This window comes from uncultured Propionibacterium sp. (assembly GCF_963539965.1).
Classification (GTDB): domain Bacteria; phylum Actinomycetota; class Actinomycetes; order Propionibacteriales; family Propionibacteriaceae; genus Propionibacterium.
Map to the genome: position 1 here is coordinate 1 of NZ_CAUTOU010000014.1, position 15,183 is coordinate 15,183.

The 15,183-nt window shown below is 71.6% G+C and carries 14 protein-coding genes; all 14 read left to right on the forward strand.

Annotation, left to right across the window (positions count from 1 at the left end; translation table 11 throughout):
* Positions 1-1,043: 1,043 nt before the first annotated feature.
* Positions 1,044-1,982 (forward strand): hypothetical protein, encoded by a 939-nt coding sequence (locus R2N01_RS04210; protein ID WP_316668773.1) that lies wholly within the window; start codon positions 1,044-1,046, stop codon positions 1,980-1,982.
* Positions 1,983-2,999, forward strand: a complete 1,017-nt coding sequence (locus R2N01_RS04215) for an HAD-IIA family hydrolase (RefSeq protein WP_316668775.1) — start codon at positions 1,983-1,985, stop codon at positions 2,997-2,999. It abuts the gene before it with no gap.
* Between the two features lie 173 nt (positions 3,000-3,172).
* Complete coding sequence (locus R2N01_RS04220) at positions 3,173-3,790, forward strand: biotin transporter BioY (protein ID WP_316668777.1); 618 nt, start codon at positions 3,173-3,175, stop codon at positions 3,788-3,790.
* Positions 3,791-3,797: 7 nt separating this feature from the next.
* Positions 3,798-4,526 carry an ABC transporter ATP-binding protein gene (locus R2N01_RS04225; RefSeq protein ID WP_316668779.1) on the forward strand — a complete coding sequence of 243 codons (729 nt, stop codon included), beginning with the start codon at positions 3,798-3,800 and terminating at the stop codon, positions 4,524-4,526.
* A complete protein-coding gene (locus tag R2N01_RS04230) occupies positions 4,523-5,140 on the forward strand; it encodes a CbiQ family ECF transporter T component (protein ID WP_316668781.1) in 618 nt (205 codons plus the stop codon). The genes R2N01_RS04225 and R2N01_RS04230 overlap by 4 nt, the downstream gene beginning before the upstream one ends.
* Positions 5,141-5,587: 447 nt before the next feature.
* Positions 5,588-6,097: a DNA-binding protein gene (locus R2N01_RS04235; RefSeq protein WP_316668783.1), complete on the forward strand. Its 510-nt coding sequence runs from the start codon at positions 5,588-5,590 to the stop codon at positions 6,095-6,097.
* 51 nt (positions 6,098-6,148) lie between these two features.
* Positions 6,149-6,391 (forward strand): hypothetical protein, encoded by a 243-nt coding sequence (locus R2N01_RS04240; RefSeq protein ID WP_316668785.1) that lies wholly within the window; start codon positions 6,149-6,151, stop codon positions 6,389-6,391.
* Positions 6,388-7,161, forward strand: coding sequence for a TlyA family RNA methyltransferase (locus R2N01_RS04245; RefSeq protein ID WP_316668787.1), 774 nt, complete (start codon positions 6,388-6,390; stop codon positions 7,159-7,161). Before R2N01_RS04240 ends, R2N01_RS04245 begins: the two co-directional genes overlap by 4 nt.
* Before the next feature lie 10 nt (positions 7,162-7,171).
* Positions 7,172-8,083 (forward strand): NAD kinase, encoded by a 912-nt coding sequence (locus R2N01_RS04250; protein WP_316668789.1) that lies wholly within the window; start codon positions 7,172-7,174, stop codon positions 8,081-8,083.
* Between the two features lies 1 nt (position 8,084).
* On the forward strand, positions 8,085-9,770 hold the full coding sequence (recN, locus tag R2N01_RS04255) for a DNA repair protein RecN (protein WP_316668791.1): 1,686 nt from the start codon (positions 8,085-8,087) through the stop codon (positions 9,768-9,770).
* Between the two features lie 83 nt (positions 9,771-9,853).
* Positions 9,854-11,614, forward strand: a complete 1,761-nt coding sequence (locus R2N01_RS04260) for a CTP synthase (RefSeq protein WP_316668793.1) — start codon at positions 9,854-9,856, stop codon at positions 11,612-11,614.
* Entirely contained in the window at positions 11,611-12,273 is a 663-nt protein-coding gene (locus tag R2N01_RS04265; RefSeq protein WP_316668795.1) for an NUDIX hydrolase, read from the forward strand. The genes R2N01_RS04260 and R2N01_RS04265 overlap by 4 nt, the downstream gene beginning before the upstream one ends.
* On the forward strand, positions 12,266-13,207 hold the full coding sequence (locus tag R2N01_RS04270) for a site-specific tyrosine recombinase XerD (RefSeq protein ID WP_316668797.1): 942 nt from the start codon (positions 12,266-12,268) through the stop codon (positions 13,205-13,207). Before R2N01_RS04265 ends, R2N01_RS04270 begins: the two co-directional genes overlap by 8 nt.
* A 481-nt stretch (positions 13,208-13,688) precedes the next feature.
* Positions 13,689-15,125 carry a mannitol dehydrogenase family protein gene (locus R2N01_RS04275; RefSeq protein ID WP_316668799.1) on the forward strand — a complete coding sequence of 479 codons (1,437 nt, stop codon included), beginning with the start codon at positions 13,689-13,691 and terminating at the stop codon, positions 15,123-15,125.
* The last annotated feature ends 58 nt before the right edge of the window (positions 15,126-15,183 follow it).

The window sequence follows — 15,183 nt, forward strand, 5'->3', positions numbered from 1 at the left end:
CGCGCAAGCACGCGGGAGAGTAGGACACCGCCGGACCACCACCCCCCAACCAAACCAACCAATACTCCGCCCCGGACACACCCGGAGCGGTTTTCCTCGCCAGAACCGAAAAACAACCGAACCCCCTACAGGCGCCGAAGCAGAGACATGCCGGTGCCGGGTAGGCTTGTCCGGGGCGGTGGATCCGTCGACCCTCATTCGTCAATAGAGTCGTACCGCAGCCGGGGCAGGACGGGATTATGGACAATTCATCGGGTTACTCAGGTGGGCGGGGCGCGCACCGGGGTGGCGGCAAACGGGGTGGTTCCCGCAGCGGCCGTGGAGGCCACGACTCCGATCGCCGCGGGCCGGCGAGTCGTACCTTCGGCCATGGCCGTGGATTCGGCTCTGACCGCGGTCGTGACGGTTCCACGGCTCGTGGCGGCCGCGCCTCCCATCGCGACGGATCCGGGCGCGGGGAGGACCGCGGCGGCCGGGCTTCCCGCCGCGCCGACTCTGCTCGGCGCAGCGGCGGCTGGAGCAGCCGGTACGACGATGACCGCCGCAACGATGGCGGCGCCCGTACGAGTCAGGAGCGTCACGGCGACGGTCCCTGGTCGGCGCGAGGGCATCGTCGCCCGAGCCCCTCGGCCCGCTCGGGCGAGGGCCGTGAGCGTCGCCGGAACGACGATCGCCGCGACCGGGACCGTAGCGACTGGGCCGGTCGTGGCGATGACCGGTGCGACAACCGTGGCCGGAACGGCCGTCCGGGTGCTGGTCGCCGCGGCGATCGTGGCGGCTACAGCGGCCGTGAGGACCGACCCCGTCGTGACGATGACCGCCGGGGCGGGTTCCCCGGGGGCCGGCGCGACGACAGACGTGGAGGCCGCCCCCCGCGGCGTTCCGGCCGCGATCAGAGCCGGGACCGCTTCGATGGCGAGGACCGCGGCGGCTTCGCCGGCCGCGGTCGCGACAGCCAGGACCGCCGCCGCGATGGCCGCTCTGCACGCGCTCCCCGGCAGGATGGCCGTCGCGGTGATGATCGCCTGCACCGCAGGGACCGCATGGCGAACCCTGGCCTGGAGCGCCCGGTCGACGAGCCCGAGGTCGGTCTCGATTTCGACGAGCGCCTGCTACCGCTGCCAGTGCGCGCCGAGCTCCGTAGTCTGCCGCTCGATCTGGCCCGTGAGGTCATGGCCCATCTCATCGCGGCCGGCGAACTGATCGAGGAGGACCCCGAGTTGGCCAACAGGCACGCTCAGGCGGCCCGTCGACGCGCCGCCCGCCTGCCCATCGTCCGTGAGGCCGCGGCCGAGACCGCCTACGCCGCCGAGGACTACGCGACCGCGCTCACCGAGTACCGGGCCGTTGCCCGCATGACCGGGAGCGACGAGTACCTGCCCGTCATCGCCGACTGCGAGCGAGCCATCGGCCGTCACGACCAGGCGCTGCGGACGATCCATCAGGGCCACGCCGTCCGGCTCGACGCCAAGCAGCGCGTGGAGCTCGTCCTCGTCGAGGCCGGTCTCCGGCACGACATGGACCAGGACGAGGAGGCGCTGCGCGTGCTGCGCAAGGCCATTGAGGACAGGACCGGCAGAGCCGAGCCGCAGGCCCGTCTTCGCTACGCCTATGCCGACATCCTCGCGGGGTGCGGCGACACCCGGCACGCCATTGTCTGGTTCGAGGCCGCCGGCAAGCTCGACAGGGCGCACAGCCTCGATGTCGCCGAACGCCTGGAGGCCCTGGGCGCCGAGGTGCCCGACGACTTCCGCGCGTCGATCGACGAGACCGATGAGGACCTCTACGTCGAGGAGCAGGAGCCCGAGGACGGGGAGGAGCACGACGAGCTCCCCGAGGACGCCATCGGCGCTCATGCCGACGAGCCGCCCGCCGATCCCGACAAGGACGTGGCCGGGGCCGGACGGACTGCTGCCGGCGCCCCGGCCCCAGCAACCGGCGACTCCGAGAGCCTTCAGGCCGATAGTGAGGAGAACGAATAAATGGGCGGGAAACTGCTGTGCAGCCGGTACGACGCCGCGCTCTTCGACCTGGACGGTGTGATCTACCTCGGCCCGAGAGCCGTCGAAGGCGCGCCCGAGGGCATCGACGGGCTGCGCGCCGAGGGCGTCAAGGTCGGTTTCGTCACCAACAACGCCGCCCGCGCGCCCCAGGCCGTCGCCGACCATCTGACCCGGATCGGCGTCGACTGCGATCCCGCCGACGTCGTTACGAGCGCTCAGGCCTCGGCCAGGATGCTCGCCGAGGCGCTGCCCGTCGGCGCCCGGGTGCTCATCAGCGGCACCACGGCCCTGGCCGCCGAGGTCGAGGCGGCCGGTCTGAGACCCGTGTGGAGCAGCAAGGACGGGCCCGCCGCGGTGATCCAGGGCTATGATCCCGACATGACCTGGCCGCGCGTCACCGACGCCGCTCATGCGGTGCAGGCCGGTGCCCGCTGGTTCGCCACGAATCCCGACATGACACGTCCTACCGATCTGGGGATCGAGCCCGGACTCGGCACCCAGATCGCTGCACTCGGCGTCTGCCTGGAGCCCGGCTCCGAGCCCGAGATGGCCGGGAAGCCGTTCCCCCCGCTACTGCGCGAGACCGTCCGCCGGCTGTCCGCCGAGCACCCGATCTTCGTCGGCGACCGTCTCGACACCGACGTCGAGGGCGCCTGCAACGTTGACATGGATTCACTGTTCGTCTTCACCGGGGCCCACGGCATGCGGGACCTGTTCGCGGCCGGCGCCAGATGGCGTCCCACCCACCTCGGCTACGACATCCGCGCCCTGCTCAGGCCCGCCCGCAATGCCGAGATCGACGGCGATTCCGCCCGGTGCGGTGCGGCCGTTGCCACCATTACCGGTGGACGCGTCCGGACCGGTGGTGTCAAGGCCGATCCGGAGGACCAGCTCGACGCGCTGTGGGCCGCCTTGCGGCTCGCCTGGCGTGACGCCGACAGGGGCGCCGAGATCGATGCCACGGCGGTGGTCGAGACGCTCGACCTGCTGCACTGACGGACTCCTGCCGACGGTGACGGGCCGCGCCCGTGCTCCAAGGAGCCCGCACGGCTGACGCGCGCGAGCTTTCACCGCATCCCGCTTGAACGATGTTCAGGATATTCCTGTACGATCGGTGTCGCGTCATCGCAGTGAGGCGCCGTGAGCCATCGCAGGGAGGGGCCGTCGAGATGAGCAGTGGTACCGGGGCCGAGGGCCGTGTCACGGCCAGGAGCGGTTTCGTCGCGTCCGATCTGGCGCTGATCGCGGTGTTCGCCGCGCTCATCGCGGTCTTCGCACTCATCCCGGCGGTCTTCACCGTGGGCGCCGTGCCCTTCGCCCTGCAGATCATCATCGTGTTGCTGGCCCCGCTCGTGCTGGGGGCGGTGCGCGGCGTCGCGACGATCCTGCTCTACCTGCTCGTCGGCATCGCCGGCCTGCCGGTTTTCAGCGGGGGCGCCTCGGGCCCGGCCGTCCTCATCGGCGCCAGCGGCGGCTACCTCATCGGCTGGATCTTCGCAGCCATCGCCATCGGTGCGATCCGCACCGCCGTCGCCCGCCGTCGCCCGCAGCGGGCCGTCATGACGATCTGGCTGCTCGTCGCGGCCCTGGTCGGCATCGTCATCATCCACGCCTTCGGCGTCGCATGGTTCATGGTCTCGCCCAACCTGCGCATGAGCATCGGCAAGGCCGTTCTCGCCACGGCCCCGTTCCTGCCGCTCGACCTGGTCAAGGCCGTCGTCGCGGCCCTGCTCGCCATCGCGGTGCTGACGGCCTTCCCCCGTCTCATGCCCGCCAGGAGGCCATGAGACGGACATGATCGAGTACCGCCAAGTCGGCGTCGAGGTCGACGGTTACGACATCGACGGCAATGCGATGACGACGCGGATCCTGCGCGACGTGGACCTGAGCCTCCCCCAGCGGAGGATCGCCGTCATCGGGGCCAACGGGTCGGGCAAGTCGACGCTGCTCAAACTCGTCAACGGGCTCATGAAGGCGACCACCGGGCAGGTGCTCGTCGAGGGGCTCGATCCCGCCCGTGAGGGCCGGGCCGTGCGTCGCCGGGTTGGGCACGTCTTCACCGATCCGAATGCCCAACTCGTCATGGCGACGCCGCTGGAGGAGATCGAGCTGAGTCTGCGCGCGAGCGTCAGGAACCGTGCCGAGCGCAGGACCAGGGCCCTGGAGGTGCTCGCCTCGCACGACCTCGGATACGTCGCGAACCGCTCGGTCCACGCCCTGTCGGGCGGTGAGCGCCAGCTCGTCGCGCTGGCCTCGGTGCTGGCCGTCGAGCCTTCGATCATCATCGCCGACGAGCCCACCACGCTGCTCGACCTGCGCAACAGGATCATTCTCGGGCGGGCCTTCGAAGCCCTCGACCAGCAACTGGTGTGTTCCACCCACGACTTGGAGCTGGCGGCCAGGATGGATCGGGCCCTGCTCGTTGATGGCGGTCGGGTCGTCGACGACGGGGAGCCGTCCGGGGTCATCGCCCGCTACCGTGAGCAGATGGCCGGCTGCGGGTCCACGAGGGCGGGCCGATGAGACTCGAGAACTACCTGGGCGCCTACCGGGCCGGCCATTCGCCCATGCACCGGGTGCCGGTGGCGGTGAAATACCTGTTGCTCGTCGTGGTCGGTGTCGTGCCCTTCTTCGCGGGGCGCTGGCTCGTCTCGGTGACGGCATCGGTGGCCTCGGCGCTCGTACTCGTCGTAGGTGCCCGGCGCAGCCCGCGTGAGCTCAACCCGATGCTCGGGGTGCTCGTCATGAATGCGCTCATCCTCGTCTACGACTACTTCTTCCTCGACTGGCGCAACGGCGTCATCTTCGTCTGCGGCATGCTCTCGTGCTTGTGGTTGGCGCGCTCGCTCACCTGCACGACGCCGGCCTCGGCGCTCATGGACGCCATTGCCGCGCTGGCCCGGCCGTTCCGCTCCCTCGGCGCCAAGCCCGAGAAACTCGCCCTGACCATTGCGATCATGTGGAATGCGATCCCGGGCCTGCTGCTGTCCGTCCGACAGGTGCGCGACGCCGCCCGTGCCCGCGGTGTCGAGCGCGCCAGTTGGCGCTTCGCCGCACCGGTCGTCATCGGCGCGGTGGGGCGCGCCCTCGAAATGGGGGAGGCCCTGCAGGCGCGGGGCCTGGCCGACAGCGACTAGTCGACGGGGTCCCGAGGTCTGCATCCTGGCAGGCCATCGGTGCCGGCCTCGAGGCCCCGGACACGGGGCGAGCCCGGTCGAGCGTCCATGCCCCCGCCCGAGCCGTCAGCGGTCCGGGGCGCTTCCAACGCCGACCTCCGCCCCGTGGCCCCGGCGGGGGACGACGCCGCGCGGAGCGGCGCGAACGCGTGCATCCCCTACGCGGCGCCCGAGCCGGCCGGTCCGGGCAACCCCACGGGCGCGATGCCCGTCGGGGGAGGCATCGGCACGACTCCGGCCGCAGCGGCGGCTGGCCCACGCCGCGGCGGGGTGGAAGACGCCCCGGGCCCTGGTCGCCTCCACCACTGAGGCAGGGGGCGCTGTGCCTTGCGGCAGCCTGATCCTCGTTCTTCGAATCGGTTCCACCGGCTGTTGTTCTTTGCTGCAAATTAGCGATATGATGCCCGTATGGTCAGTCCCGAGGAAGTGCGCGCCCGGCAGGCCGTCCTCTACGGGGCCCCGTTGTCCGAGGTACTGGGCCGGTGCGGCTCGGTACTGGGAGTCAACCAGGCCGGGCTGGCCCGGTTACTGGGCATCTCGGCGCCCATGCTCTCCCAGCTCATCAACGCCCGCCGCATCAAGATCGCGAACCCGGCCGCCGCGGCGCGCCTGACCCGCATGGTCTCGCTGGCCTCCGATGTGCGGGAGGGGCGCCTGCCCGTCGCAGCCGCCATCAGCCAGATGGAGGCCGACGGCGCCGCCGAGGCCCCCGTCACGACGTTGACCGCGCACCTGCCGAGGACGATCGCCAGCCAGGTGCAGGAGCTCTTCCGCGCAACCGCTGCGGCCTCGGACTATCTGCGCGCCGCCGAGCTCATCCGCCCGTACAGCCCCGAGATCGCCGAGCTCCTCCGGGTCTTCGGCGCGGAGCGGCTCGACCGGGCCGAGACCTTCGTGCGCGCTCGTGGATTCGGCTGAGCCGGTCCGTCCCCTTGGGCGCCGTCCGTCCGGCGGCCTAGTCTCGACATCATGAGCGAATCCCTCCAGAAGGATCCGGAGGCCCCCGAGGGCCGGACCGACGGCGCGTCGGGGCCCGTGCCTGTCCCAACGACCGGGAACCGCCTCGTCGACGGGGTGCTCGCCGAGCTGGAGGGCGTCGAGGAGCTGCCCGTCGACGAGCGTCTGGAGAAGCTGGCCGCTGCCCAGCAGGGACTGGCGGAGATCCTCGACGGCGCCCGCGCGCAATTCTCCGGCACCGGCGGGCGTACGTGACCAGGACCCCCGATCAGGGCCGTCTGGACCAGGAGCTTCCCGCCAGGGGGCTGGCGCGCTCGCGTTCGCAGGCCAGCGAACTGATCAGGTCCGGCCGCGTGCGCATCGGCGGTGCCGTCGTCACGAAGGCGTCGACGTCGGTCGGCCCCGGCGACGAGATCCGGGTCGAAGCCGATCCGTGGGTCTCCCGTGCCGCTCACAAGCTCCTCAGCGCGCTCGACGAGTCCGGCGTGGAGGTGCCCGCCCGGGTGCTCGATGCCGGCGCCTCCACCGGCGGGTTCACCCAGGTGCTGCTCTCGCGCGGGGCCCGGCAGGTCTACGCGGTCGATGTCGGCCACGGCCAGCTCGCCCCGCTGCTGCGCGCCGACCCGCGCGTGCGCTGCCTCGAGGGCGTCAACCTGCGCGAACTCGCCATCGGGCACGTGGACGATCGGCCCGTCGACTTGGCTGTCGGCGATGTCTCGTTCATCTCGCTGCGCCTCGTCATGGCGCCGATCCTGGGCGTGCTCGCCCCTGGCGCGATGGCGCTGCTCCTCGTCAAGCCCCAGTTCGAGGTGGGTCGTCAGCGGCTGGGCGCCGGCGGGGTGGTGACCCGCGAGCCCGATCGCGAATGGGCCGTGCACCAAGTCCTCGATGAGGCAGGGCGCCTGGGGTGGAACTGCTTCTGGCAGGCGCCGAGCCGGCTCCCAGGATCCGCCGGCAATCTCGAGTTCTTCATCGGGCTGCGCCGGGCCGGTGACCGGACGGATCCGGCCGGCCGCGGTCGCTAGGCTTGCCGATGTGGAAGAAACCCGTCGTGTAGCCGTCGTCATCCATCCGATCCGCCCCGAAGCAGTCACCGCCGCGGTCGAATTCATCGCCGGCATGCGCCGCCACAACATCGAGTGCGTGGTCGAGGCCAACCGCTTCGACGAGGTGCGCGCCCAGCTTCCCGACGCCTACATCAGCCCGCTGACCATCGACTCCGATGTCGAGCTCATCGTGGTCTTCGGCGGCGACGGCTCCATGCTGCGCGCCTCCGAGTGGGCGCTGCCGCGCGGCATCGCGCTGCTCGGCGTCAACCTGGGCCACGTCGGCTTCCTGGCCGAGCTGGAGGCCTCCGAGATCCGCGAGCTCATCGAGAAGGTCGCCGGGCGCGACTACACGATCGAGAAGCGCCTCACGCTCGGTGCGCGCGTCTTCGACACCGACGGCACCACCCTGTGGACGTCCTTCGCCGTCAACGAGGTCAGCACCGAGAAGGGGTCGCGCCGCAAGATGGCCGATCTCATGGTCTCCATCGACGGTCGCCCGCTCTCGCGCTGGGCGTGCGACGGCGTGCTCGTCGCCTCGGCGTCCGGCTCCACCGCATACGGCTTCAGCGTCGGGGGCCCGGTCATCTGGCCGAACACCGAGGTCTTCGAGGTCGTCCCGATCGCCGCCCACGCCTTGTTCTCGCAGGCCTGCGTCGTCGCCCCCACCTCCCAGGTGGAGCTCCAGCTCGTGGGGGACCTGGCGACCGACGCCGTCGTCTGCTGCGACGGCCGGCGCGGTTGCGATCTGCGGCCCGGATTCTCCATCGTCATCGAGCGCTACCCGCAGGACCTGCGGATCGCCCGCCTGTCCGAGCAGCCCTTCACCACCCGGCTCGTCAAGAAGTTCGGGCTCGACATCGAGGGCTGGCGCGCCCCCAAGCATCATCTGAGGGCCTGACATGCTCACCAGCCTGCGCATCTCCGCACTGGGCGTCATCAGCTCCTGCGAGATCGAGCCGGCGGCCGGCCTCACCGCCATCACGGGCGAGACCGGCGCGGGCAAGACCATGATCGTCACCGGACTCGGTCTCCTGCTCGGCGAGCGCGCCGACGCCGGGGCCGTGCGCCGCGGCGCGGACCGCGCGCAGGTCGAGGGCGTCTTCACGGGCGTCGGGGCGGTCGCCGGCCGCCTCGACGAGGTCGGGGCCGAGACCGACGACGGCGAGCTGATCGTCACCCGCCGGGTCTGGGCGGCCGGGCGCTCCCGCGCCTGGCTGGGCGGGGTGCCCGCTCCGCTCGGCGTCGTCACCGAGATCACCGGCGAGCTCGCCACCATCCACGGGCAGTCCGAGCAGGTCCGCCTCGGCACCCCAGAACGCCAGCGCGAGGTGCTCGACGCCGCAGGAGGGGTCGAACTGGACCAGGCGCTGGGCGAGTACCGCGCGAGCTTCGAGGAGCGCAGGCGGGTCGTCGCCGAGCTCGACGAGCGCGCCCGGCACGCCCGCCGGCGCGCCCAGGAGCGCGACATGCTCGCCTTCGGCCTCGACGAGATCTCGGCCGTCGATCCCCAGCCGGGCGAGGACGCCCTGCTCGCCGCGCAGGCCGAGCGTCTGCAGGGGCTGGATGATCTGCGCATGCTCGCCGAGAACGCCGGTCACGCCCTGTCGGGCGCCGCCGACGGCGACTTCGACGACCCCGGCGCGCTGGGCCTCATCGGCGAGGCGCGCAAGCAGGCGCGTCGCATGGCCGACACCGACGCCCAGGCCGAGCCCCTGACGGCCCAGCTCGACCAGCTGGCCGTCCTCGCGCAGGAGGCCGCCGTCGCCCTGGCCGGGTACCTGACTGATCTGGAGGCCGATCCCGGCCTGCTCGAGACGATCACCGACCGCCGCGCGGCCCTGGCCGGGCTCACCCGCAAGTACGGCGCCGACATCGACGAGGTGCTCGCCTGGGCCAGGGACGCCGGCGAGCGCCTGGCCGACCTGTCCGGCGACGACGAGCGCATCGAGCAGCTGCGCGCCCAGCAGGCCCGGCTCGACGCCTCCCTCGTCGGGCAGGCGGCCCGCATCCACGACCTGCGGACGGAGGCCGCCGAACGCCTCACGGGGGCCGTCGGCGCCGAACTCACCGCCCTGGCGATGCCGCATGCGCGTCTGGTCTTCGACATCGAGCCGCTGCCCGGACTCGGCCCGCACGGCGTCGATCAGGTGCGCCTGCTGTTCAGCGCCAATCCAGGCCAGCCGCTCGCGCCGCTCGCCAGGGCGGCCTCCGGCGGCGAGCTCTCGCGCGTGCGCCTGGCCCTCGAGGTCGTCCTGGCCGGCGGCGCGCAGGGGCACACCTTCGTCTTCGACGAGGTCGACGCCGGCGTCGGCGGTCAGGTCGCCATCGAGATCGGCCGCCGCCTCAAGCGCCTGGCCGTCCACTCGCAGGTCATCGTCGTCACCCACCTCGCGCAGGTGGCGGCCTTCGCCGACGCGCACCTGGTGGTGGCGAAGTCGACGGACGGCCGGGTCACCAGCGCCGGCGTGCACCGGGTCGAGGACGCCGAGCGCGAGGCCGAGGTCGCCCGGCTCATGGCCGGCACGGGATCGGACACCGCGCTGCGACACGCCCGTGAGCTCCTGGAGCGGGCCGCACGGGCCTGAGCGGGCCCGCTGCCCGGACCGGCCCAGGGCGATTGCCCATCCGTTTGGGAATCAGGACTTCCCGTCCCCTATGCTGGAGGCCCGTGGGGAACGCCAAGCAGACAAAGCACATTTTCGTTACCGGAGGCGTCGCCTCCTCTCTCGGCAAGGGCCTGACGGCGTCCAGCCTCGGCAGCCTGCTCGTGGCGCGCGGACTGTCCGTGACGATGCAGAAGCTCGACCCCTATCTCAACGTCGACCCGGGGACGATGAACCCGTTCCAGCACGGCGAGGTCTTCGTCACCGACGACGGCGCCGAGACCGACCTCGACATCGGCCACTACGAGCGCTTCCTGGGCCGGGCCCTGTCGGCCCGCGCCAACGTGACGACCGGCCAGGTGTACTCGACGGTCATCGCCAAGGAGCGCCGCGGCGACTACCTGGGCGAGTGCGTGCAGGTCATCCCGCACATCACCGACGAGATCAAGCAGCGCATGCTCGGCGTGGCCCAGCCCGGCGACGACATCGTGATCCACGAGATCGGCGGCACCGTCGGCGACATCGAGTCGCAGCCCTTCCTGGAGGCCGCGCGCCAGATCCGGCACGACATCGGCCGCGACAACACCTTCTACGTCCACGTCTCGCTCGTGCCCTACATCGGCCCGAGCCACGAACTGAAGACCAAGCCGACCCAGCACTCGGTGGCGGCGCTGCGCAGCGTCGGGATCCAGCCCGACGCCCTCGTCTGCCGCTCCGCGATGGATCTGCCCGAGGCCATCAAGCGCAAGATCGCCTTCAGCTGCGACGTCGACTCGGGGGGCGTCGTGGCCTGCCCCGACGCCCCGAGCATCTACGCCATCCCGAAGGTGCTGCACCACGAGGGCCTGGACGCCTACGTCGTGCGCATTCTCAACCTGCCCTTCCACGACGTGGACTGGAGCTCGTGGGACGATCTGCTGTCGCGCGTCGACCGGCCCAGCGAGGAGATCACCATCGCGCTGGTCGGCAAGTACATCGACCTGCCCGACGCCTATCTGTCGGTCGTCGAGGCCATCCGGGCCGGCGGCTTCGCCAACTGGGCGCGCGTGCGCATCCGCTGGGTGGCCTCCGACGACTGCGAGACCGAGGAGGGCGCCGCAGATCGGCTCGGCGACGCGGACGGCGTCGTCGTGCCCGGCGGCTTCGGCGTCCGCGGCGTCGAGGGCAAGCTCGGCGCCATCAGGTACGCCCGCGAGAACAGGATTCCGATTCTCGGCCTGTGCCTCGGACTGCAGTGCATGGTCATCGAGGTGGCACGCAATGTGGCCGGCATCATCGATGCCGCCTCCAGCGAGTTCGAGCCCGACAGCCCCGATCCGGTCATCGCCACCATGGCCGAGCAGCGGTCCATCGTCTCCGGCGAGGGCGACATGGGCGGCTCGATGCGTCTGGGCGCCTATCCGGCCGAGCTCGAACGAGGCTCGATCGTCGCCGGCCTGTACGGCAGGACGAGGGTCTCCGAGCGCCACCGCCACCGCTACGAGGTGAACAACGCCTACCGCGAGCGGCTGGAGGAGGCGGGTATCGCCTTCTCCGGCCTGTCCCCGGACCGCAACCTGGTGGAGTTCATCGAGCTGCCGGCCGACCAGCACCCGTTCTTCGTGGCCACCCAGGCGCACCCCGAGTTCACCTCGCGCCCGACACGGGCGAACCCGCTGTTCAGCGGGCTCGTCGAGGCCGCCATCGGGCGCCACAGGGCCACTCACCGCCCCGTGCGCTCCGGCTCGGCCAGCAGGAGGACCGGTGCCCGCCGCCCCCGCGCCGCCAAGACCGGCACGGCGACCCGCCGCGCCGCCACTCGTCGTAGCGTCGGTGAGCAGCGGTGAGCGGGCTCGTCGACAGCACCGAGCACTGGCCGATCCTCAGCCATGAGGTGCGGGCCGTCGGGCGGGTCTGCTCCTTCGTCGAGGACGAGGTGCGCCTGCCCGACGGCGGCACCATGAGGCGCCAGTGGGTCACCCACCCCGGCGCCGTCGCCGTCATGGCCCTCGACGAGCTGGGCCGGGTGGCGGTCGTTCACCAGTACCGCCACCCGGTGGCGGCCAGGCTCGTCGAGCCGCCCGCCGGCCTGCTCGACGTCGCCGGCGAGGACCCGGTGGCGGCCGCCAGGCGCGAACTGGCCGAGGAGGCCATGCTGGCGGCCGAGGACTGGCGCGTGCTCATCGACCCGTTCACCTCGCCCGGCGGCCTCCAGGAGTCCATCCGCGTCTACCTGGCGCGCGGCCTCCACAGGGCGCCGCGGCCCGACGGCTTCGTCGTCGAGGACGAGGAGATCGACATGGGCATCAGCTGGAAGCCGCTCGACGAACTCGTCGAGGACGTCTACGCGGGCCGCGTTCACAACCCGTCGATGGTCTCGGGCACCCTCGCCCTGGCCCTCGCCATCGCCCAGGGCCGTCTGGACTCGTTGCGCCCGGCGGACGCGCCGTGGCCCGCGCGCGCCAATCAGACCGCTCGCGACGAGGAGATCGACGGGCTTGGCTGAGCCCGATACGCTCCGGGACTGGGTCGAGGGCTACCTCGACCACCTGAGCGTGGAGCGCGGCCTGTCGGCCAATACCGTCGCCGCCTACCGGCGCGATCTGAATCGCTACGCCGACTATCTGCGCTCGACCGGCATCGACGGGCCGGCGCAGGTGAGTCCGGCCGTCCTGGCCGGCTACGAGCAGACGCTGGCCAGGGGGGACGAGGACCACCGGCCGCTGGCGCCGGCGAGCGTGGCCCGAGCCGTCGTGGCCGTGCGCAACCTGCACGGCTTCGCAGTCGCCGAAGGGCTCAGCCCGCAGGACGTCTCGGCCTCGATCCGCCCGCCCAAGCCCGGAAAGAGGCTGCCGCGCACCCTCGCTGCCGACCAGGTGGCCGCCCTCATCGACTCCGTCGAGCGCACTGCGCCCGTCGGCCTGCGTGACGCGGCCCTGCTGGAGCTGCTGTACGGCACCGGCGCCCGTATCAGCGAGGCACTGGCCTGGGACGTCGACGACCTGACCCGCGTCCTGGAGGATCCCGACGCCGGGCTGCGCGTGGTCGGAAAAGGCAACAAGCAGCGCGTCGTCCCGCTCGGCGGCTTCGCGCGCCGGGCCGTCGAGGCCTGGCTGGTTCGCGGGCGTCCGGCCCTGGCCGCCAAGGCGAGCAGGGCGACGCCGGCGCTGCTGCTCAACACCCGCGGCAACCGGCTCAGTCGGCAGAGCGCCTGGGAGATTCTGCAGACCCGTGCGCGGGCCGTCGGCATCACCGACCAGATCGGCCCGCACAGCCTGCGGCACTCCTTCGCCACCCACCTGCTGGAGGGCGGCGCCGACGTGCGCGTCGTCCAGGAGCTGCTCGGCCACGCCTCGGTGACGACCACCCAGATCTACACCGAAGTCACCGCACAGCACCTGCGCGAAGTGTATGCGGGTGCGCACCCGCGGGCCAGATGAGGGGCAGGGCGCCCTCGGCCGCCGTGCTGACCTCGGTGGGAATGGGGAGGTGCGTGGAAGACCAAGGCGATTCAGCGGCTTCCTTCTCACATCCCTGACAGGTTCCGACGCACGTCGAGGTGCGGCACAGCGGCGAAGACGTCATGTGCGAAGGAAAACAGGAAGGAGCTCGAACTCATGAGCGGGGATGGCATGTTCTGGAAAATGTGCAAGCGGGGCATCCGGACTGAGGAATATGTTCCTGTCCAGGTCGATGGGATCAGAGCTGCGCTGAGTCTGACCGTCAACGGTGCACGGCCCTGACCGGCTGCGCGGTGGTCATGTCTGCGCTGCTCGAGTCGCGATGTCGGGGCAATGCTTGGCAGCACGGGACGACCGCGGGCGCGCATGCACCATCATCAGGAACGAGGCCATCGCGGCAGCGAGCGCTGCGACCGGGGCGGCCGCATGACTCGACGCAGTTCAGGAAGACGAGGACGCGATGGAACGACTCTCCAAGGCAACACTGCCAGGCGCCGACGGCGTCGCCCTGCCTCCCGCCGGCTGGGACGCCCAGCGCACCGGCATCGTTCACATGGGCATCGGCGCCTTCCACCGTGCCCACCAGGCCGTCTACACCCAGGACGCCTTCGCGGCCACCGGCGACGACCGCTGGGGGATCTGCGGGGTGACGCAGCGCTCGGACTCGGTCAGGCGCCAGCTCACCGGCCAGGACGGCCTGTACGGCGTCCTGGAGCGAGCCGTCGACCACACCGGCGTCCGGGTCGTCGGCCAGGTGCGCGAGGTGCTCTTCCCGGCCGAGCAGAACGCCGGGCTCATGGCCCGCATCGCCGATCCGGGCACCCTGATCATCACTTTGACCGTCACCGAGAAGGGCTACCGCCGCGACGGGGCGGGTCACCTCGACCTGGCCGATCCGGCCGTCGCCGCCGACCTGGTCGGCGGCGAGCCGACCAGCGCCGTCGGCCGTCTCGTCCGCGGCCTGCAGGCCCGCCAGCGCGCCGGCGCCGAGCCCGTCACCGTCGTCTGCTGCGACAACCTGACCGGCAACGGGCGCGTGCTGGAGCGCCTGGTGGGCGACTTCTGCGCCGCTCTCGGCGACGAGGACCTCACCGACTGGATCGCCTCGAGGGTCTCCTTCCCGTGCACCATGGTCGACCGCATCACGCCGGCCACCACCGACGCCGACCGTGCCATGGGCCAGGAGCTGCTCGGCCTGCGCGACGAGGGCCTGGTCACCGCCGAGCTCTTCAAGCAGTGGGTCATCGAGGACGACTTCGTCACCGAGCGCCCCGCCTGGGAGCGGGCCGGTGTCCAGCTGACCGACGACGTCGAGCCCTTCGAGAACATGAAACTGCGCATCCTCAACGGCGCGCACTCCACGCTCGCGTACGCCGGCGCACTGCGCGGCTATCCGACGATCACCCGCACCATGGCCGATCCCGAGCTGGCCGAGCTCGCCGGCGGGCTCATCAACGAGGACGTCACCCCGGTGCTGGAATGCCCGCCCGGCGAGGACCTGGCGGCGTACGGCGCCGAGGTGCTCAAGCGCTTCTCCAACCCGGCCCTGGCCCACAGGACCACGCAGATCGCCATGGACGGCTCGCAGAAGATCCCGCTGCGCCTGCTCGGCACGATCCGCGACAACCTGGCCGCGGGCCGCAACCCGCAGTACGCCATCGCCGGCGTCGCGGCCTGGATGGCCTACGTCGCCACCCCCGAGGCGGGCGGCCTGGTCCTGCCCCTCGACGACCCGATCGCCGACCGGCTGGCCGTCGTGCGCGGCTCGAAGAACGCCCGGGGCATCGTCGAGGCCCTCATGGGCATCGAGGAGGTCTTCGGCGCCGACCTGCCCGACAACGGTCCGGTGCGCGACCAGCTCGTGGACGACGTCGGGGGGCTGCTCGCCCGGGCCTGACCGGCCCTGCGCATGACATCATGATTCGATGATGTGTGCGGAACCGGGACATGGAGAT